18 protein-coding genes are annotated in these 20205 nt (G+C 68.5%); 11 read left to right on the forward strand and 7 right to left on the reverse strand.

All coding sequences use genetic code 11. From position 1 onward, the window contains the following. Positions 1-852, reverse strand: coding sequence for a helix-turn-helix domain-containing protein (locus ACZ4O3_RS04265; protein ID WP_362713030.1), 852 nt, complete (start codon positions 850-852; stop codon positions 1-3). A 181-nt stretch (positions 853-1033) separates the two neighbouring features. Between ACZ4O3_RS04265 and ACZ4O3_RS04270 the strand changes: the two genes are divergently transcribed. Genes ACZ4O3_RS04270 through ACZ4O3_RS04280 form a run of 3 tightly spaced genes read left to right on the forward strand, consistent with a single transcriptional unit; the run spans position 1034 to position 3710 of the window. Then, positions 1034-1441 (forward strand): ATP-binding protein, encoded by a 408-nt coding sequence (locus tag ACZ4O3_RS04270; RefSeq protein ID WP_362713032.1) that lies wholly within the window; start codon positions 1034-1036, stop codon positions 1439-1441. Next, complete coding sequence (locus tag ACZ4O3_RS04275) at positions 1441-2337, forward strand: hypothetical protein (protein WP_467721112.1); 897 nt, start codon at positions 1441-1443, stop codon at positions 2335-2337. The genes ACZ4O3_RS04270 and ACZ4O3_RS04275 overlap by 1 nt, the downstream gene beginning before the upstream one ends. A gap of 50 nt (positions 2338-2387) precedes the next feature. After that, entirely contained in the window at positions 2388-3710 is a 1323-nt protein-coding gene (locus ACZ4O3_RS04280) for an MFS transporter (RefSeq protein WP_467721113.1), read from the forward strand. A gap of 134 nt (positions 3711-3844) precedes the next feature. On the opposite strand, the gene ACZ4O3_RS04285 is transcribed toward ACZ4O3_RS04280, so the two are convergent. The 5 genes from ACZ4O3_RS04285 to ACZ4O3_RS04305 form a co-directional block, all read right to left on the reverse strand. Next, entirely contained in the window at positions 3845-4888 is a 1044-nt protein-coding gene (locus ACZ4O3_RS04285; protein WP_362713038.1) for an ABC transporter ATP-binding protein, read from the reverse strand. Between the two features lie 24 nt (positions 4889-4912). Beyond that, the gene (locus tag ACZ4O3_RS04290; RefSeq protein ID WP_362713040.1) at positions 4913-5950 is read right to left on the reverse strand and encodes an ABC transporter ATP-binding protein; all 1038 of its coding nucleotides are present in this window, start codon (positions 5948-5950) and stop codon (positions 4913-4915) included. A gap of 48 nt (positions 5951-5998) precedes the next feature. Beyond that, positions 5999-6979: an ABC transporter permease gene (locus ACZ4O3_RS04295; RefSeq protein ID WP_362713042.1), complete on the reverse strand. Its 981-nt coding sequence runs from the start codon at positions 6977-6979 to the stop codon at positions 5999-6001. A 96-nt stretch (positions 6980-7075) separates the two neighbouring features. Then, a complete protein-coding gene (locus ACZ4O3_RS04300) occupies positions 7076-8833 on the reverse strand; it encodes an ABC transporter substrate-binding protein (protein ID WP_362713044.1) in 1758 nt (585 codons plus the stop codon). Positions 8834-8915: 82 nt separating this feature from the next. Then, positions 8916-9944 (reverse strand): ABC transporter permease, encoded by a 1029-nt coding sequence (locus ACZ4O3_RS04305; RefSeq protein WP_467721114.1) that lies wholly within the window; start codon positions 9942-9944, stop codon positions 8916-8918. Positions 9945-10449: 505 nt separating this feature from the next. Between ACZ4O3_RS04305 and ACZ4O3_RS04310 the strand changes: the two genes are divergently transcribed. The 5 genes from ACZ4O3_RS04310 to ACZ4O3_RS04330 are packed head-to-tail and all read left to right on the forward strand — an operon-like array spanning position 10450 to position 16045. Further along, a complete protein-coding gene (locus tag ACZ4O3_RS04310; RefSeq protein ID WP_362713048.1) occupies positions 10450-12081 on the forward strand; it encodes a peptide ABC transporter substrate-binding protein in 1632 nt (543 codons plus the stop codon). A 6-nt stretch (positions 12082-12087) separates the two neighbouring features. Continuing rightward, on the forward strand, positions 12088-13011 hold the full coding sequence (locus ACZ4O3_RS04315) for an ABC transporter permease (RefSeq protein ID WP_362713050.1): 924 nt from the start codon (positions 12088-12090) through the stop codon (positions 13009-13011). Beyond that, complete coding sequence (locus tag ACZ4O3_RS04320; protein ID WP_467721116.1) at positions 13004-13984, forward strand: ABC transporter permease; 981 nt, start codon at positions 13004-13006, stop codon at positions 13982-13984. Before ACZ4O3_RS04315 ends, ACZ4O3_RS04320 begins: the two co-directional genes overlap by 8 nt. A gap of 8 nt (positions 13985-13992) precedes the next feature. Further along, the gene (locus tag ACZ4O3_RS04325) at positions 13993-14967 is read left to right on the forward strand and encodes an ABC transporter ATP-binding protein (protein WP_362713061.1); all 975 of its coding nucleotides are present in this window, start codon (positions 13993-13995) and stop codon (positions 14965-14967) included. Between the two features lie 4 nt (positions 14968-14971). After that, the gene (locus ACZ4O3_RS04330) at positions 14972-16045 is read left to right on the forward strand and encodes an ABC transporter ATP-binding protein (protein ID WP_467721117.1); all 1074 of its coding nucleotides are present in this window, start codon (positions 14972-14974) and stop codon (positions 16043-16045) included. Positions 16046-16197: 152 nt separating this feature from the next. Here the strand turns inward: ACZ4O3_RS04330 and ACZ4O3_RS04335 are convergent, their stop codons facing one another. Further along, a complete protein-coding gene (locus tag ACZ4O3_RS04335) occupies positions 16198-18318 on the reverse strand; it encodes a prolyl oligopeptidase family serine peptidase (RefSeq protein WP_467721118.1) in 2121 nt (706 codons plus the stop codon). A 189-nt stretch (positions 18319-18507) separates the two neighbouring features. Between ACZ4O3_RS04335 and ACZ4O3_RS04340 the strand changes: the two genes are divergently transcribed. From ACZ4O3_RS04340 to ACZ4O3_RS04350, 3 genes are all read left to right on the forward strand, one after another. Continuing rightward, positions 18508-18702, forward strand: coding sequence for a hypothetical protein (locus tag ACZ4O3_RS04340; RefSeq protein ID WP_089098958.1), 195 nt, complete (start codon positions 18508-18510; stop codon positions 18700-18702). An 80-nt stretch (positions 18703-18782) separates the two neighbouring features. Next, positions 18783-19676 (forward strand): N-acetyl-1-D-myo-inositol-2-amino-2-deoxy-alpha-D-glucopyranoside deacetylase, encoded by an 894-nt coding sequence (gene mshB, locus ACZ4O3_RS04345; protein WP_384991199.1) that lies wholly within the window; start codon positions 18783-18785, stop codon positions 19674-19676. After that, positions 19673-20089, forward strand: coding sequence for a DUF6113 family protein (locus tag ACZ4O3_RS04350; RefSeq protein ID WP_384991202.1), 417 nt, complete (start codon positions 19673-19675; stop codon positions 20087-20089). Before mshB ends, ACZ4O3_RS04350 begins: the two co-directional genes overlap by 4 nt. Positions 20090-20205 lie beyond the last annotated feature (116 nt).

Consider the following 20205-nt stretch of genomic DNA (forward strand, 5'->3'; position numbering starts at 1 on the left):
TTACAGCTCCTTCGCCATGCGGTGGATGAAGTCACGCGACGGATCGGATTCGAGTGACACGGCTTCCACCCTACGGAAGAGTGTTCGATAGCGGTTGAGCTGTGCCTCTGCGTCGATGAGAACAGGTCCGTTGGGCCCGTCCCGGACGACGGTGTCCAGTTTCGGTACGGTGCCACCTGCGTACACCATGGCACTCCCTGCCCCGCCGAAGCCATCCAGCTCGAAGGGGACGACGCGGACGCTGATGTGGTCGGCCTCGGCGAGTTCCAGGAGGTGGGTGAGCTGCAGTCGCGTCGCGTGCCGATGCCCGACTCGAATGCGCAGCGCGGCCTCGTGGATCAGAGCCTTGTACGGGACCGGATCCGGACGCTCGACGATGACCCGGCGCTTCATGCGGTGCTCCACCCAGCGATCGACGTCGCTCTGAGGGAATTCCGGGTTCACGTAGGAGAAGAGGGACCGGGCGTACTCGGCGGTCTGAAGAAGGCCGGGGATATGCAGGAACTCCACGTCCCAGCGATAGCTGGCGTGATGTTCCAGCTCGGGTAGATCCATGAAGGGCCTGGGCAGCAGATCTCGGTACTCCTCCCACCAGCCGCGTGTTCTGTCGGCCGCCATCTCGGCCAGGGCCTCGATCAACTCCGGGCTCGTGCATGCGTAGTTGGCTGCGAGCCGGCGAACTCGTTGTGCGCTCACTCCGGCGATCCCGGATTCCATCTGACTCATCTGGACGGAGCTCACCCCGAGCAAGCTTGCCGCCTCGGTCGCCTTGAGTCCGGCGGCTTCCCGCAACCTTCGAAGCTCGGTCCCCAGGCGTACCTGGCGTGCGGTGGGGTGCCGACGTGCTGGCACGGCGTCCTTCTTTCCTCAACGTCCCCGGTGAGTGCACTCGTTCGGAGGTCAGGTTACGCGATCGGCTTGCAGCGAATGAAATTTATGACCTACGTTCGGTGATGCCAAGCACACGCTGCGCAAATGCACCGCAATGCCGCCGCGCCTGAAATCCCCTTCACCCGACCGGAGTTGATGACGCATGCCCGAAACCTGGGACTACACGCTCTCCATCCCGAACGACCTCAGAGCCGTCACGATCTGCCGCCGCACCCTCCGTCTGATCCTCACGATGCACGGGCTCATCGCCGTTGCGGACACGGCGGAGCTGCTGGCGGCGGAGCTGGTCTCCAACGCCGTACGGCATACGAAGGGGCCGGCGGCGTTGCGGGTACGGCGTTCCCCGGAGGGTGTCGTGTGGATCGGGGTGTGGGACGCGGATCCCGTGCCTCCCGAGCCGCCGGGGAGGTTGGAGGCGGTGGCGGGTCTTGATGAGGCGGGACGGGGGCTGGGCCTGGTGGTGGCGTGTGCCGACTGCTGGGGCTGGCAGCCGTCTTCCCGGTTCGGGGACCGGGGCAAATACGTGTGGTGTGAGTTGGGGGTGGCGTGATGGTGGGGCCGACGCACGAGGCGTTGCACCGGATCTTCCAGAAGGACCCTGGGCTGTTGACGCACGCGTTGCAGCGGGTGCTGGGTGTGCCGTTCCCGGAGCCGCGGGAGATCGCGGCGATGAACGTGGATCTGACGGAGATCGAGCCGGTCGAGCGTCGGGTGGACACGTTGCTGCGGGCGGAGACGGACGAGGGGACGTATCTCCTGGTCGTCGAGTCGCAGGGGAAGGCGGACGAGCGTAAGCGGGGGAGTTGGCCGTACTACCTGTCATATCTGTATGAGAAGTACCGGTGTGAGCCGGTGCTGATCGTGATCACGCAGAGCAGTGCGACGGCGCGGTGGGCGGCCCGGCCGATTCAGCTGGGGCTGCGCGGGTGGGAGTCGCTGACGGTGCGTCCGCTGGTGCTGGGGCCGGACAACGTGCCGGTGATCGCGGATGTGCGGGAGGCGGAGAACGACGTACCTCTTGCGGTGCTTTCGGCGATGACGCATGGGCGGGGGCGGCAGGCCCCGGCCATACTGGAATCGCTTGCGGCCGCCCTGAGAACCATTGACCGTGACAGCGCCGCGGTCTTCGTGCAGTTCGTCGACTCGTGCCTGGTTGATCCTCAGGCGAAGCAGATGTGGAGGGACCTGATGACGGCGATCCAGTACTTCTGGCGACACCCGCTGGCGGAGCAGGTGCGGGAGGAAGGCCGGGAGGAAGGCCGGGAGGAAGGCCGAGCCGAGGCCAAGGCCGAGATGGTCCTCCGGATTCTGGAGTGGCGGGGCGTCCCGGTGACCGATCCCGTGCGGGAGCGGGTGCACGCCTGTACCGACCTGGACCGGCTGGAGGCATGGGCGCAGCGCGCCATGCACGTCACCGACGCTGTGGAACTGTTCGCCGAGGAGTGACCGTAGGGCGGGGCGAGGGGCCCGAGCCACAGGGCGTAGGGTGCGCGTCCATGTCCGTCGCTGACCACACCCCTTCCCTGCTCCGCAACGCCGGCTTCGTCCGGCTGGCACTGGCCCGGATCATCTCCGTCCTCGGCAACGGGTTCGCCCGGATCGCGCTGGCCTTCGCGGTGCTCTCGCTGCCCGGTGCGAGCCCTGGAGAACTCTCGCTCGTCGTCGCCTGCCAGGCGGTCCCGCAGCTCGCTCTGGTCCTGGTCGGCGGCGTGATCGCCGACCGGGTCTCCCGCTCCGGGCTGATGGCCGCGGCGGACGTGCTGGGCGCTCTTTCCTACGGTGGGCTGGCGGCGATGGTGCTCAGCGGCCACGCCCCCGTCGCCGCGCTGTGCGCACTGGCCGTCGCGGCCGGCATCGCGTCGGCTCTCTTCGGGCCCGCGATGGACGGGGTCATCCCGCGGCTGGTGCCGTCCGAGGCGCTCCAGCGGGCCAACGGCCTGCTGAGGGTCGGTACCAACACCTCGCTGCTGCTGGGCCTGGCCCTCTCGGGCGTGACCGTGGCCTGGGTCGGGGCCGGCTGGGCGCTGGCCCTCAACGGCCTGTCGTTCGTCGTCAGCGCGGCCCTCACCGCCCCGCTGCGGCTGAGCCGCCGGCCACGGAAGGCCGCCTCGGGCTGGGCCGATCTGCGCGAGGGCTGGCAGGAGTTCGCCTCCCGCCAGTGGCTGTGGGTGGTCGTCGTCCAGTTCTCCGTGGTGGTCGCCGCCATGAACGCCAACGCCGGTGTCCTTGGACCGCTGGCCGCGAGCGCCCGTTTCGGCGGGGCCCGTGCCTGGTCGCTGGTGGTGGGGGCGCAGGCGCTGGGGGCCGTGGCGGGCGCCGGGATCGCGGGCCGTACCCGGGTGGGCCGGCCGATCCTGGCGGCGGTCCTGTTCACCCTGCCCGTGGCCCTGCCGCCCGTTCTCCTCGGGGGCGGGGCGCCGCTGTGGGCCGTCGCGGTGGGCGCCTTCGCCGCCGGTGTCAGCCTGGACTTCTTCGGTGTGCTGTGGTCCACGACCATCCAGCGTGAAGTCCCCGAGGAGGCGCTGTCCCGGGTCAGTTCCTACGACTGGTTCGGCTCGCTCACCCTCGCCCCGCTCGGCCTGGCCGTCGCGGGCCCCGCCGCCGACGCGTTCGGCACCGACCGGATGCTGGAGGTCTGCGCCGTCCTGATCGTCACCGCGACGCTCGCCGCACTCCTGTCCCCTGCGGTGCGGTCGCTGCGGGCACCGCAGGCGGGGCGGCCGGAGCCCTGTGATACCGGTACGGCGACACCGACGGCCTCGCCGGGGACCGGCCCGGCGCTGCCCGGGACCGGTGCGGGCGACGCCACACCCACCTGAGCGGGGAGGCCATGAGAAGGGCCCGCACCTGGGGAGGTGCGGGCCCTTGCTCCCCTGGAGCGGACGATCAGGGCTCGGGTCAATGGGCCGGTGAAGGTCCGTTCCGCAGGCGGCGGCTGACGGAAAGGGGTGTGTCAGGCCGCTGCCTCGGGGTCCTTGGAGAGGCGCGGGGCGGGAACCATGTCCCGGACCTCAGGGTAGTGGCACGCGGTCAGGTGACCGGGCTTGTTGCCCTCGGCCTGGACCAGCGGCGGGGCCTCCGTCGCGCACTTCTCCGTCGCCTTCCAGCAACGCGTGCGGAAACGGCAGCCGGACGGCGGGTTGATCGGGGACGGGACGTCACCGACCAGACGGATCCGCTCGCGCGGCTCCACGTCCACCGTCGCCTCGGGCACGGCGGACAGCAGCGCCCGCGTGTAGGGGTGGCGCGGGTTCTCGTACAGGTCCTCGCGGTCGGCGATCTCCACGATCTTGCCGAGGTACATGACCGCGACGCGCTGCGAGAAGTGCCGCACGATCGCGAGGTCGTGCGCGATGAAGACGAACGCGATGCCGAGTTCCTTCTGCACCTTCTGCAGGAGGTTCACGACCTGGGCCTGGATCGAGACGTCCAGGGCCGAGACCGGCTCGTCCGCCACGATCAGCTTCGGCTCCAGCGCGAGGGCGCGGGCGACGCCGATGCGCTGGCGCTGGCCGCCGGAGAACTCGTGCGGGAAACGGTTGAAGTGCTCGGGGTTCAGGCCGACGATCTCCAGGAGCTCGCGGACCCGGGCCTCGCGGCCGCCGGGCGGGTTGATGTCGTTGATCTCCATCGGACCCGCGATGATCTTGCCGACCGTCTGGCGCGGGTTGAGGGACGCGTACGGGTCCTGGAAGATCATCTGGATCTCGGACCGGATCGGCGCCAGCTGCCTGCGGCCCGCGTGCGTGATGTCCTGCCCGCGGTAGGAGATCTTGCCGCCGGTCGGCTCCAGCAGGCGGGTGATCAGCCGGCCGGTGGTCGACTTGCCGCAGCCCGACTCGCCGACCAGGCCCAGGGCCTCGCCCTCGGCGACCTGGAAGTCCAGGCCGTCGACGGCCTGCACCGCGCCGACCGTCCGCTTGATCGGGAAGCCGCCCTTGATCGGGAAGTGTTTGGTCAGCCCGGAGACGTCCAGGAGGGGGTTCGTGTTGCTCATGATCGTGAAGTCCCGTCTTGTCCGTCAGTTGTGGCTGGTCGCCGCGTAGTCGGCGAAGAGATCGTCACGCCGGCTCAGCTCCAGGTGGCACGCGGAGCCGCGGCCCTCGGTCAGCTGGAGCAGCGGCTGCTCGGTGGAGCACCGGTTGCCCGGCACCTTGTCCGCGAACGCGCACCGCGGGTGGAAACGGCAGCCCGTGGGCGGGTTGAGCAGCGACGGCGGTGAACCGGGGATCGGCGACAGCGGGACGTCGACCGGTCCGTCGAGGCTCGGCATGGAGTTGAGCAGGCCCAGCGTGTACGGGTGCTGCGGCGCGCCCAGCACCTGCTTCTTGGTGCCGCGCTCCACGCAGCGGCCGCCGTACATCACCAGGACGTCGTCGGCGATGTCGGCGATGACACCGAGGTCGTGGGTGATGAAGATGATCGCCGTGCCGAACTCCTGCTGGAGGTCCTTGAGGAGGTCCATGATCTGGGCCTGGACCGTCACGTCGAGCGCGGTGGTGGGCTCGTCCGCGATCAGCAGCTCCGGGTCGCAGACCAGGGCCATCGCGATCATCGCCCGCTGGCGCATACCGCCGGAGAACTGGTGCGGGTAGTCGTCCACCCGCACGTCCGGCTGGGGGATCCCGACCCGGCGCAGCATCTCGATGGCCCGCGCCCGGGACTCCTTCTTGGAGGCACCGGTGTGCTTGCGGTACACCTCGGAGATCTGCGTGCCGATGGTGTGGTACGGCGACAGCGAGGCCAGCGCGTCCTGGAAGATCATCGACATCTTGTTGCCGCGCAGCTTCTCCAGCTCCCGCTCGGAAGCCGTGAGCAGCTCCTTGCCGTCGAGCAGGATCTCGCCGTCGATCTGGGTGCGGGCGGGGTCGTGCAGACCCAGGATCGTCAGGTTGGTGACGGACTTGCCGGAGCCCGACTCGCCCACGATGCCGAGTGTCTGGCCCTTGACGAGGTCGAAGCTGAGCCCGTCGACGGCCTTGACGATGCCGTCCTCGGTGGAGAAGTGGACTTTGAGGTCCTTGACGGAGAGGAACGGCTGCTGATCGGTGCTCGTCACGGTGACGCTCCTGGGGGGTGATGCGAGAGGTAGGGGGTGGGGCGGAGGTCAGGCGAGCCGGATCCGCGGGTCGATGAGGGCGTAGACGGCGTCGACGACGATGTTGAAGAGCACGATCGCGCCGGCGGACAGCAGGGTCACACCGAGAACCATGGGCAGGTCGCTCTGTTCCACGGACTTCAGTGCGAGCTGTCCCACGCCCTGGAGGCTGAAGACGGTCTCGGTGATGATCGCGCCGCCGACGAGGGTGGCGAGGTCGATGCCGAAGATCGTGACGATCGGACCCATGGCGCCGCGCCAGGCGAACCGGAAGAAGACGTTGCGCCGGGACAGACCCTTGGCGCGGGCCGTGCGCACGTAGTCCTCGCTGAGCGTCTCGACCAGCTGCGAGCGCGTCATACGGGTGTAGTTGGCGGTCCAGATGAGGGCCAGCACCAGCCACGGCAGCAGCAGGCCGGAGGCCCACTCGAACGGGTCCTGGGTGAGGGGGGTGTAGGACGGGTTGTCCAGGATGCCGAGCTTGGCGACGAGGAAGTACATCGCGATGTAGCCGACGAAGTAGATCTGCATCGAGGAGGCGATCAGCGACGCCGAGCTGGCGACCTTGTCCTGCCACTTGCCCTGCTTCACGGCGGCCAGCATGCCGGAGCCGATGCCGAAGATCAGGAAGACGACGGCCGATCCGAAGGCGAGCGACAGGGTCAGCGGAAGCCGGTCCATGATCGTGCCGAGGACGGGCTCGCGGTTGGCGAACGAGTACCCGAGGCACGGCGCGCTGCAGTTGCCGAAGTCGCCGTAGCTGCGTCCGACGAAGATGCCCTTGAGCCAGTACCAGTACTGGACCGGAACCGGGTGGTCGATGCCCAGGTTGTGCCGGACCTGCGCGAGCATGTCGGGCGTGCAGTTCTTGCCGCAGGACATCGTGGCGGGGTCACGCGGGATGGCGTAGAAGAGCCAGAAGGTGACGGCGCTGATGATCAACAGGATGACCAGCGCGCCGAAGACTCGGCGGACAAGGAAGCGGAACATGGGTGGTGACTTTCCGGACGGGGCGCCGTCGCCGGGGTGAGGGGGTGGGCCGTAGGGGGGCGGCCGGTCGCGGCCGCCCCCCGAGGGTCTGTGCGCTTACTTCTTGACGTACAGCTTGCAGAGCGCGACGCAGGTGTTGCCGGCGTCGTAGACGACGTTGCCGATCTTGGATCCGTACATCCAGTTACGGATGGAGTGGTAGTCCGGAACGACCGCCGCGAGCTCCATGATCTGCTTGTCGATGTCACCCCAAGCCTTGTTGGCCTCGTCGACGTCGGCGATCTTGGCGGCCGCGTCGATCGCCTTGTTCACGCTCGGGTCGTTCAGCTGGGCGTAGTTGCTGCGGCCGTCGCCGATGTTCTTGCCGCTCCAGCAGGGGTAGAAGACCGAGTAGCCGTTCGGCCAGTCCGGGCTCCAGCCGGCCGCGAACAGGTCGTAGCCGTTGTCGATCTTGCCGATCTGGGTGTAGAAGGTGGTCTTGTCGACCTGCTGGTTGACGACCTGGAAGCCGGCCGCCTCAAGGGCGTTCTTGATGGCCACGGCCTGCTTCACCGCGTTGTCCGACTGCTGGTAGGCGATGACCAGCTTCTGGCCGACCTTGCCGGCCTCCTTCAGCAGGGCCTTGGCCTTCTCCGGGTCGCCACCGGGCTTGGTGGTCACGCCGTACAGGTCGAACTTCTTGTAGCCGGGGGTCACCGGGCTGAGGATGGTGCTGGCCAGCTCGCTGGTGGAGGCGCCACCGCGGATGGTCTGCAGCTGCTGGTGCGGCCACGCCCAGTTGATCGCCTGACGGACCTTGACGTCCTTGATCCGGGTCATGTTGATCGGCCAGTAGTAGGTGACCGTGTCGACCTGGGTGAGGACGCGCTTCTTCAGCGAGGCGTTGGTGAGGACCTGCGCGGTGCGCTCGGCGGCGACCTCGTTGAAGATCGACATCGCGTACTGGTCGTTGCCCTTGTCCGCGATGTAGCGGTCCGTGGAGGCGACCGGCTGGAAGCCGAACTGGAAGATGTACTTGTCCGGGTACGCGTTGCGGATCGCGTCCGTGGCCGGGTCCCAGTGCTCGTTGCGCACGTAGGTCATCGACTTGCCGATGCTGCGGCTGTCGATCTTGTAGGGGCCGAGGGAGTACGGACGCTTGTCGTACTTCTCCTTGGTGTCCTTCTTCTTGTTCACCAGGCCGTAGCCCGGCATGCCCAGCGTGTAGTTGAAGTCGGTGCGGGCCTCGTTGAGCGTGAAGGTGATCGTCTGGCCGGAGACCTCGATCGAGGCGAGCTTCTTGCCGTCGTAGGGGCCCTTGTACTTGTCGCCGCCGGCCAGCCACTGCTGGACGTAGCGGGGACCCTCGGTGACGAAGGAGGCGAAGAGACGCTCGAAGGTGTGGCGGACGTCGTCCATGGACAGCTCGGTGCCGTCCTCCCACTTGACGCCTTCCTTGATCGTGAACGACCAGGTCTTGCCGCCGTCCTTCATGGTGCCGGCGTCGGTCGCGACGTCGCCGACGAGCGTGGCGCCGCCCTTGTCGTCGACCTTGTAGCCGGTCAGGCCGCGCAGGATCGGGCGGGTGATGGCGCCCTCGGTGGAGACGTAGATCTGCGCCGGGTCCAGGTGGTCCATGTCGAACTGGTCGAGCGAGTAGACCGTGCCGCCCTTGACCGCACCCGCGACCTCGGGCGCCGGGCCCGTGGAGTCCGCCTTGGTCCCGACCGGGATGTTCATGGTCTTCGCCGTGGAGACGGAGGGGACCTTGGACGAGCCCTTGCTGTCGTCACCGCTGCTGCAAGCGCTCAGCACGGTCGTGGAGGCCGCAGCCACACCGGTGGCGATCAGGAAGTTTCTGCGAGAAAAAGACATGCTGAGCCTGCCTATAGGGGTCAATTCGGATGGTCGGAACCAGCCGGACGTCATCGAACCGGGCCGGGTGGAACAGGGATCGCTACCGCTTGGACTTCGGGTCGAGCGCGTCGCGCACCGAGTCACCGAGCAGGTTGAAGGCCAGGACGAAGATCACCATGGAGACGCCCGGGAAGAGCATGAAGGTGATGTCCTGGGTGTAGAACTGCGCGCCTCGGCCGATCATCACGCCCCAGTCGGGGGTCGGATCGATCATGCCTACGCCGAGGAAGGCGAGGCCCGCCTCCGCGGTCACGAAGGCCGGCAGCAGCAGGGTGGACTGGATGATGATCGGAGTCCAGAGGTTGGGCAGCAGTTCCTTGAACACGACACGCATCGGTGACGCGCCCGTGACCTTGGCCGCCTCGACGAACTCCCGTTCGCGCAGGCCGAGCACCTGTCCGCGGAGCAGTCGGGCGATGGAGGCCCAGCCGAAGGCGGACAGCACGAGGATCAGCGCGGTGGCGCGGAGCCAGGTCGGGATGTTCTCGTCGGGAGCGACGAAGAAGCCGAAGACGACCGGCATGAACGCGATGAAGAACAGCGTGGACGGGAACGACAGCAGGATGTCGATGATCCGGCTGACGAGGTAGTCCGTCTTGCCGCCCAGGTAGCCCGCCGTCACACCGATCACGACGCCGAGGACCGTGGTGAGCAGGGCGGCGGCCGTCGCGATGCCGAGGGAGTTGCGGATGGCGTACAGCAGGAACGTGAAGACGTCCCGGCCCAGCTGGGGCTCGATGCCGAACCAGTACTCCGAGCTCATGCCGCCGTTGGGCCCCGCGGGGTACGAGAAGGCGTCGAGCAGCTCGGGGTGCAGGGTGGTGTAGGTCGTGTACGGGTTCTTGCCGTACAGCTTCGCGATGAGCGGCGCGGCTACGCCGATCACGAAGAAGAAGATCACGACGTAAGCGGATATAACGCCCGTCCGGTCGCGCTTGAAGCGCTTCCAGGCCAGGCGGCCCGGCGACCTGCTCTCGCTGCCCTTCGAGCCGTCCGAAGCGGTGGGCTTCTTGCCGGTCTCTTCGGTCACCTCGAGCGGGGCAGCCGCGGATGGAGTTGGGGGGGTCATGGTGCTCCTGGCCCAAGGGAGGGTCTGATGACTCCGCAGGGCACTCCCCTACGGGCTACGCCGGACTTTTTCAACGCAATTCATTCAAGGTCAATAAATTCTCGGGCGGCTTGAGTTTCTCTTTACCTTCTTTGCCTGGTCTTGACCGTTCCGTAGCTACGCGGGTAGCACCTCGTAATCACTCCGTGCTTTAGTTCGGACCATTCGGGCTAAACGGGCAAGGAGTTCGTTATGCGGACGCGAGTGTGCCGAAATGCGTACATCGGCAGGGCGCAATCCAACGTTTCGGCATCGTTACGCGTAGATCCATTGCGCCCCGCAGGCAAGATCCTCAAGCGCCTCCCGGGAGACCGCCTGCAATCGGGTGACGTGTCCCCCTAAAGGTCGTCATGGGGCTCCTGGAGGGCCGCCGTTCGGGGCAGTGGGTGAGCAATATCGACCGATTGGGTCGATATTGACCGGTAATGCACGACTCACGGATCACCCTTCATGGAGGAGGCACGCCATGCGTTCAGCCACGCACGCCCGATGGGCGGCCTGCGCGGTGGTGACGGCGCTCGCCGCAACGGCCTGCGGGGGCGGCGGCGGCAGCGGGGGCGGCGGGGGCGAGAGCGGCGTGCTCAGCTCCTCCTGGGGCGACCCGCAGAACCCCCTGGAGCCGGCCAACACCAACGAGGTCCAGGGCGGCAAGGTCCTCGACATGATCTTCCGGGGTCTGAAGAAGTACGACCCGAAGACCGGCAAGGCCCAGGACATGCTCGCCCAGAAGATCGACACGAGCGACTCGCAGAACTACACGATCACCGTCAAGGACGGCTGGACCTTCTCCAACGGCGAGAAGGTGACCGCCCGCTCCTTCGTCGACGCCTGGAACTATGGAGCGAGTCTCAAGAACAACCAGAAGAACGCCTACTTCTTCGGTTACATCGAGGGATACGACAAGGTCCATCCCGAGACCGGCAGCCAGAGCGCCGAGGCGCTCTCCGGGCTGAAGGTCGTCGACGACAAGACCTTCACGGTGAAGCTGAACCAGAAGTTCTCCAGTTTCCCCGACACCCTCGGTTACGCGGCCTTCGCCCCGCTGCCCCGGTCCTTCTTCACCGACCACGCGGGCTGGCTGGCGCAGCCGGTCGGCGACGGCCCGTACGCCATCGAGTCCTACACCAAGGGATCGCAGATGTCCCTGAAGAAGTGGGACGGCTACCCCGGTGCCGACAAGGCGCAGAACGGTGGAGTGACGCTCAAGGTCTACACCGACAGCGACACCGCCTACACCGACCTCATCGCCGGCAACCTCGACCTCGTCGACGACGTTCCCGCCTCACAGCTGAAGAACGTCAAGAACGATCTCGGTGACCGTTACATCAACACCCCGGCCGGCATCATCCAGACGCTCGCCTTTCCCTACTACGACAGCGCCTGGAACAAGAGCGGATCGGACAAGGTCCGTACCGGCCTTTCCATGGCCATCAACCGGAAGCAGATCACCGACACCATCTTCCGGAACACCCGCACCCCGGCCACCGACTGGACCTCGCCGGTGCTCGGCACGGCGGGAGGCTTCAAGGAGGGGCTGTGCGGGAGCGCCTGTGACTACGACCCGGCCCAGGCCAAGGCGCTGATCCAGGAGGGCGGCGGGCTGCCCGGCGGACAGCTCAAGATCACGTACAACGCCGACACCGGCTCGCACAGGATGTGGGTGGACGCCGTGTGCAACTCCATCAACAACGCGCTCGGCAACGACAAGGCGTGCGTCGGGAATCCGGTGGGCACTTTCGCCGACTTCCGCAATCAGATCGGCCAGCACAAGATGGCCGGGCCGTTCCGCGCGGGCTGGCAGATGGACTACCCGCTCATCCAGAACTTCCTCCAGCCGCTCTACTACACCAACGCCTCCTCCAACGACGGCAAGTGGTCCAACAAGGACTTCGACACACTCGTCGACCAGGCCAACGCCGAGACGGACACCGCCAAGGCCGTCTCCACCTTCCAGAAGGCGGAGGAGGTCGTCCGCGACAACATGGCCGCCATTCCGCTCTGGTACCAGAACGGCAGCGCCGGCTACTCCGAGCGCCTCTCGAACGTGGCCCTCAACCCGTTCAGTGTCCCCGTGTACAACGAGATCAAGGTCAGCTGACGCGGCATGGGGCGCTATGTCGTCCGGCGGCTGCTCCAGATGATCCCGGTGTTCGTCGGTGCCACGCTGCTGATCTTCCTGATGGTCAACGTCATGGGCGACCCGATCGCCGGGCTGTGCGGAGAGCGGGCCTGCGATCCGGCGACCGCCGCCCAGTTGAAGAAGGAGTTCGGGCTCGACAAGCCGGTGTGGCAGCAATACCTCACCTATATGGGGAACGTCTTCACCGGGGACTTCGGTACGGCGTTCAACGGGCAGCCGGTCACCGAGCTGATGTCCACCGCGTTCCCCGTCACCATCCGGCTGACGATCGTGGCCGTCGTCATCGAGGTCGTCATCGGCATCACCCTGGGCGTCGTGACCGGGCTCCGGCGCGGGCGGCCGGTCGACACCGGGGTACTGCTGGCGACCCTGGTCGTCATCTCCGTACCGACGTTCGTCACCGGTCTGCTGCTCCAGCTGCTGCTCGGCGTGGAGTGGGGCTGGATCAGACCATCCGTCTCCCCGGACGCCACCTTCGGCGAGCTGATCGTGCCGGGGCTCGTCCTCGCCTCCGTCTCGCTCGCCTATGTCACCCGGCTGACCCGCACCTCCATCGCCGAGAACAAACGGAGCGACTACGTCCGTACGGCCGTCGCCAAAGGACTGCCCAGGCGCCGGGTCATCGCACGGCACCTGCTGCGCAACTCCCTCATCCCGGTGGTCACCTTCATCGGCACCGACATCGGCGCGCTCATGGGCGGCGCCATCGTCACCGAGCGGATCTTCAACATCCACGGCGTGGGCTACCAGCTCTACCAGGGGATCCTGCGGCAGAACACCCAGACGGTCGTGGGCTTCGTGACGGTGCTGGTCCTGGTGTTCCTGGTGGCCAACCTGCTGGTGGACCTGCTCTACGCCGTACTCGACCCGAGGATCCGCTATGCCTGAGCAGCCGTTCGAGCCGGACCGGGCCATCGCGGGGACGGGCATGGGCGGGGCGATGGACCTGGCGGCGACCGAGGCGGAGACGCTGGAGCGGACACCCGGCGGACCGCTCGGCACCGGCCCGGCCGACAAGCCCCGCTCGCTCTGGTCGGACGCCTGGCGGGACCTGCGGCGCAACCCGGTCTTCATCGTCTCCGCCCTCGTCATCCTCTTCCTCGTCGTCATCTCCCTGTGGCCGTCCCTGATCGCCTCCGGCTCCCCCCTCAGGTGCGACCTCGCCAAGGCCCAGGAGGGCTCCCAGCCGGGCGCTCCCTTCGGGTACGACGGCCAGGGCTGCAACGTCTACACCCGGACCGTCTACGGGGCCCGTACGTCCGTCACGGTGGGCGTCTGCGCCACGCTCGGGGTCGCACTGCTCGGGTCGGTGCTCGGCGGCCTCGCCGGGTTCTTCGGCGGGGTCTGGGACTCGGTGCTGTCCCGGATCACCGACGTCTTCTTCGCGATCCCGGTCGTCCTCGGCGGTCTCGTCCTCCTCTCCGTGGTGACCAGCAATACGGTCTGGCCGGTCATCGGGTTCATGGTGCTGCTCGGCTGGCCCCAGATCTCCCGGATCGCCCGCGGCTCGGTGATCACCGCCAAACAGAACGACTACGTCCAGGCCGCCCGCGCCCTCGGCGCCTCCAACTCCCGGATCCTGCTGCGGCACATCGCGCCCAACGCCGTGGCCCCGGTGATCGTCGTGGCCACCATCGCGCTCGGCACCTACATCGCGCTGGAGGCGACCCTGTCGTACCTCGGCGTCGGTCTGAAGCCGCCCAGCGTCTCCTGGGGCATCGACATCTCCGCGGCCTCGCCGTACATCCGTAACGCCCCGCACGCGCTGCTGTGGCCCTCCGGGGCCCTTGCGCTGACCGTCCTGGCCTTCATCATGCTCGGCGACGCGGTGCGCGACGCCCTCGACCCGAAGCTGAGGTGAGCGCCGCCGTGCTGCTCGAAGTGCGCGACCTGCACGTGGAGTTCCGGACCCGGGACGGGATCGCGAAGGCGGTCAACGGGGTGTCCTACGCCGTCGACGCCGGCGAGACCCTGGCCGTCCTCGGGGAGTCCGGATCCGGGAAGTCGGTCACCGCCCAGGCCGTGATGGGGATCCTGGACATGCCTCCGGGGCGGATCGCCGGGGGCGAGATCCTCTTCCGGGGGCGGGATCTGCTGAAGCTGAAGGAGGAGGAGCGGCGGAGGATCCGGGGCGCCGAGATGGCCATGATCTTCCAGGACGCGCTGTCGGCGCTCAACCCGGTGCTGAGCGTGGGCGACCAGCTCGGCGAGATGTTCGTCGTGCACCGGGGGATGTCCCGGAAGGACGCGCGGGCCAGGTCGGTCGAGCTGATGGACCGGGTGCGGATCCCGGGCGCCGCCCAGCGGGTGCGGGACTATCCGCACCAGTTCTCCGGGGGGATGCGCCAGCGCATCATGATCGCCATGGCGCTGGCCCTGGAACCGGCGCTCGTCATCGCCGACGAGCCGACCACGGCGCTGGACGTCACCGTCCAGGCCCAGGTCATGGATCTGCTCGCGGAGTTGCAGCGCGAGTACCGCATGGGGCTGATCCTGATCACCCACGACCTGGGCGTGGTCGCGGACGTCGCCGACCGGATCGCCGTGATGTACGCCGGGCGGATCGTCGAATCCGCGCCGGTGCACGACATCTACAAGGCACCGGCGCACCCGTACACGCGCGGGCTCCTCGACTCCATCCCGCGCCTGGACCAGAAGGGCCAGGAGCTCTACGCCATCAAGGGCCTGCCGCCCAACCTCATGCAGATCCCTCCCGGGTGCGCCTTCAACCCGCGCTGCCCCATGGCCCAGGACGTGTGCCGCACCGACGAACCACCGCTGTACGAGGTGGACCGGCACCGGGGCAGCGCCTGCCACTTCTGGAGGGAGTGCCTCAATGGTTGACGCGATGGTTGAGCCGATCCTGGAAGTGAGCGGACTGGTCAAGCACTACCCCTTGACCCAGGGCATCTTGATCAGGCGGCAGATCGGTGCCGTCAAGGCCGTGGACGGCGTCGACTTCGTGCTCGGCAAGGGGGAGACCCTCGGCATCGTCGGGGAGTCCGGCTGCGGCAAGTCCACGGTGGCGAAGATGCTCGTCAACCTGGAGCGGCCGACGGCCGGGTCGATCAGGTACAAGGGCGAGGAGATCACCAGGCTGGGCGGGCGGGCGCTGAAGGCCGTCCGCCGCAACATCCAGATGGTCTTCCAGGACCCGTACACCTCCCTCAACCCCCGGATGACCGTGGGCGACATCGTCGGCGAGCCGTACGAGATCCACCCCGAGGCGGCGCCCAAGGGCGACCGGCGCAAGCGGGTCCAGGAGCTGCTGGACGTCGTCGGTCTCAACCCCGAGTACATCAACCGCTATCCGCACCAGTTCTCCGGCGGCCAGCGGCAGCGCATCGGTATCGCGCGGGGGCTGGCGCTGCGCCCCGAGGTGATCGTCGCGGACGAACCGGTGTCCGCGCTGGACGTCTCCGTGCAGGCCCAGGTGATCAACCTGCTCGACCGGCTCCAGAACGACTTCGACCTGTCGTACGTCTTCATCGCCCACGACCTGTCGATCGTCCGGCACATCTCGGACCGGGTCGGGGTGATGTACCTCGGACGGATCGTGGAGATCGGCAGGGACGAGGAGATCTACGAGCATCCGACCCACCCCTACACCCAGGCGCTGCTCTCCGCCGTGCCCGTGCCGGACCCGGAGGCCCGGGAACACCGGGAGCGGATCATCCTCAGCGGGGACGTGCCGTCGCCGACGAACGTTCCGTCGGGGTGCCGGTTCCGCACGCGGTGCTGGAAGGCCGAGGAGCGGTGTGCGGTGGAGGTGCCGGTACTCGCGGTGCCCGCGGTGTTCCGGTCGGTGCCGGGGCCGGCGGCGCACGACTCCGCCTGCCACTTCGCGGAGGAGAAGCAGGTGGTGCCGCCGGAGGAGCCGGCCGGGGAAGTGCCGGACGATCTTGGTGGCGGGGGTTCATAGCGGGACGTATGCGGGTCAATCGCGTTAACACACAGGCAACTTCGCCGACCCGGTCCCGATATACGGACGCGGCACTGTAATCAGCGTACGGCCGTGCGGGTGCCGTAAACGGGCCGGGACGCGCCATGTCGTCCCGGCCCGTTGCCGTACCCCTAGCCGAGCCCCAGACTCCGCTTCAGGAAGTCCAGCTGGAGCAGGAGCAGGTTCTCCGCGACCTGTTCCTGCGGGGTCATGTGGGTCACGCCCGACAGCGGGAGCACCTCGTGCGGGCGGCCGGCCGCCAGCAGGGCACTGGACAGGCGCAGTGAGTGGGCCACCACGACGTTGTCGTCCGCCAGGCCGTGGATGACCATCATCGGGCGGTGCGGCTCGGCCGCGTCGACCAGGCCCGCGTCGTCGATCACCGAGTTGCGGCGGTACACGTCCGGCTGCTCGCCCGGGTCGCCGAGGTAGCGCTCCTGGTAGTGGGTGTCGTACAGGCGCAGGTCGGTCACCGGGGCGCCCACCACCGCCGCGTGGAAGACGTCCGGGCGGCGCAGGGCCGCGAGCGCGGCGAGGTAGCCGCCGAAGGACCAGCCGCGGATCGCCACCTTGGTCAGGTCCAGCGGGAAGTCCGCGGCGAGTGCCTGGAGGGCGTCGACCTGGTCCTGGAGGACGGTCGCCGCGACGTCGTCCTTGATGGACTTCTCCCACGCGGGGGAGCGGCCCGGCGTGCCCCGCCCGTCGGCGACGATCACCGCGAAACCCTGGTCGGCGAACCACTGGGAGGTGAGGTGGGCGTTGTGGGCGGCGACCACCCGCTGGCCGTGCGGACCGCCGTAGGGGTCGAGCAGAACCGGAAGGGGAGTGTCCCCGTGGTAGTCCCGTGGCATAAGCACGGCGCACGGAATTCGGCGTGCGCCCCCCTCGGTGAGTGTCACGCGCGGGGACAAACCGGGGTCTTCGGCGTAGGACGTGACAGTTGCCAGATGTTTTCCGTCACGGAGCAGTTGGACGCGGGCGCCCGGGGTGTCCAGTGCGGCGGAGACCAAAACGGTCACGCCCCCGGCGCGCACGGCGGTGTGCACGCCGGGCTCCTGCGACACGCGCTCCACGCCGAGCTCGTTGACGCGGTAGACGTGTACCTCGCCGGTCTCGGGGGACTCGGCCTCCTCGCCGGCGGACGCGGAAACCAGCACGTCGTCGGCGGTCACGTCGAGAACCGCGCGGATGTGCAAGTGGGCACCGGTGAGCGGCCGTTCACCCACCGCGAGCACCCGGGCGCCGCCTTCGTCGGCGATCCGGACCAGCTGTCCCGAGGGGCTCCAGCAGGGCACTCCACCGAACAGTTCAAGCCATGTTGGATCTTCGTCGGCGTGCACCATCCGGGTCGCGCCCGACCCCGGGTCCACGGCGAGGAACAGCTGGCTGCGCTGGTCGCGAGCCTGTACGAGCAGCAACGGTGCACCCGCCTCTGACCAGTGCACATGCGCCAGGTACGGGTAGCGCGCGCGGTCCCAGGAGACCTCCGCGCGCCCCCCTTCGAGGTCGTAGGCGAACAGCCGGACGTCCGCGTTCGCGGTGCCCGCCGCCGGGTAGGCGACATGATGTGGCTCACGCCCGGGGTGGGCGGGGTCGGCGATCCACCACCGCTGTACCGGCGTGTCGTCCACGCGGGCCACCAGCAGCCGGTCGGACCGCGGTGACCACCAGAAGCCGCGCGAACGCCCCATCTCCTCGGCCGCGATGAACTCGGCCAGTCCATAGGTGACCTGCTCCGACTCGGGCTCCGCCAGCGCCCGGTCGCCGTCGCCGCCGGCGCCCACGACCCGCAGCGCGCCCTCCGCGACGTACGCGACATGGCGCCCGTCGGGGGACGGGCGCGGGTCGATCACCGGCCCGGGGACGGTGAGTTCACGGGTCGTGCCGGCCCTGAGCTCCGCCGTGAAAAGCCGCCCTGACAAGGCGAAAGACGCCAGCTCCAGGGTCGCGTCACAGGCGTAGCCGACGATGCCGGCACCGCCCTCGCGGCTGCGCTCACGACGGGCCCGCTCGGCCGCCGAGAGACGCTCGTCCGCACCGCCGAGCAGGGTGCGCGGGTCCGCCGCCAGGCGCTCCTCGCCGCTCGGTACGTCGAGAACCCACAGGGAATTGGCCCGGTCCGTACCGGAACCCGAGCGCAGGAACGCCACCCGGGAGCCGTCGGGGGCCACGGTGAACGCGCGCGGCGCGCCGAGCGTGAAACGCTGGGTGCGGGCGTGCCGGCGGGGGAATGAGACAGCCTCGGTCTTCATGCCCTGACCATATTGGCCATGCGCCCCCTTGTGCGGCCGTGCGCCGAGCGATGCGCGAGCACGCATAGTTATGATCACTACCGCTGTGTGGGTATGAACCTGCTGGCTTGCGGATGGATTTGCTGTACCGATCTACAACCCCCATACCCGAACCCCCCGCGTCCCTGGGATCTTTGGAGGTGAGCCGCCGTGGCACTCTCGATTTCGGCGGTGGTGCTGCTGGCGATCATCGTCTTCTTGCTGATCAAGAAGTCGGGTCTGAAGGGCGGGCATGCGGTCGTCTGCATGCTGCTCGGTTTCTATCTCGCCTCCTCGACCATCGCGCCGACGATCAGCGATCTGACGACCAACGTCGCCAGCATGATCGGCAGCATCAAGTTCTGACCCGCGGCGGCTTGCGACCCGGTCGGCCTCGTCGACCGGGGCTGCACAGCGCTGTCGGTGGCGTTTCGTAGGCTGGGCACATGACGGAACCGCCCGCCCGGCCGCTACCCGCCCGGCGTCTGCTGCTGGTGCACGCGCACCCGGACGACGAGTCGATCAACAACGGCGCCACCATGGCCCGCTACGCGGACCAGGGCGCCCATGTGACGCTGGTCACCTGCACCCTGGGCGAGGGCGGTGAGGTCATTCCGCCCGAGCTGCGGCACCTGACCGGTCCCGCGCTGGGTGCGCACCGGCAGGGCGAGCTGGCCGCCGCCATGCGCGAGCTCGGCGTCGGCGACTTCCGGCTGCTCGGCGGCCCCGGCCGCTACCGGGACTCCGGCATGATGGGCACCGCCGACAACGACGACCCGCACTGCTTCTGGCGGGCCGACCTCGACGAGGCCGCCGGACACCTGGCCGAGGTGATCCTGGAGATCCGCCCCCAGGTCCTCGTCACCTACGACGACAACGGCGGATACGGCCACCCGGACCACATCCAGGCCCACCGCGTCGCGATGCGGGCGGTCGAGTTGGCCGCCGGGGCCGGCCACCGCGTCGCGAAGGTCTACTGGAACCGCGTCCCGCGCACGGTCGCCGAGGCCGCCTTCGCCCGGCTGCACGAGGACCTGCCCGGTCTCCCGTTCGAGAAGGCCGCCGCCCTCGGCGACGTGCCGGGCGTGGTCGACGACCGCCGGGTCACCGCCGAGATCGACGGGACCGCGTACGCCACCGCGAAGACCGCGGCGATGGCCGCCCACGCCACCCAGGTCGAGGTGGCACCGCACGGCGCCCTCTGCTTCGCGCTGAGCAATGAGCTGGCGCAGCCCGTATTCGTCACCGAGTACTACGAGTTGGCGGCCGGAGAGCCGGGCGCGGCGCGCGAGACCGATCTCTTCGCCGGCCTCGGCGTACCGATGGAGGAGGCGTCATGAGTTCTGCCGGACGTGGCTCGATGCTCGCGCAACCGTTGCAACGGCCCTCCGCGGGACGGATCGCCGCCCTGCTCGGGCTGATCGTGCTCGGCGTGGCCGTCGGCGCCGCCGGGACCCTCGTCCAGGCCGCCTGGTTCCCCGGCGGGCTGCTGCTCGCCCTGGCCGGTGCCGCCGGGCTCTTCGTGGGCGGGTCGCGGGCGCTGGACAGCCGGTCCGGGGCCGTGGCGCCCGCGTTCGGCTGGGTCGTCGCCGTCATCCTGCTCACCGTCAGCAGACCCGAGGGCGACTTCCTGTTCGGCGCGGGGGGCGGCTCCTATCTCTTCCTGCTCGGCGGCATGGCGCTGGCTGTGATCTGCGCCACTATTGGTTTGGGGCGGCAACCTGACGCGTACGGCGCCCGACTTGGCAAGTGACGTACCACTTCGCCGTGCGGCGCGCGTGACAGTCCGGTGTGGGTTTCCCCAGCGGTCATGGGATAAGCGCCAGAAGTGGCCAGTATGGTGGTGCGCGCCGCCGAGCCGCCCGAGCA

The organism is Streptomyces sp. NPDC026515, from assembly GCF_055567595.1.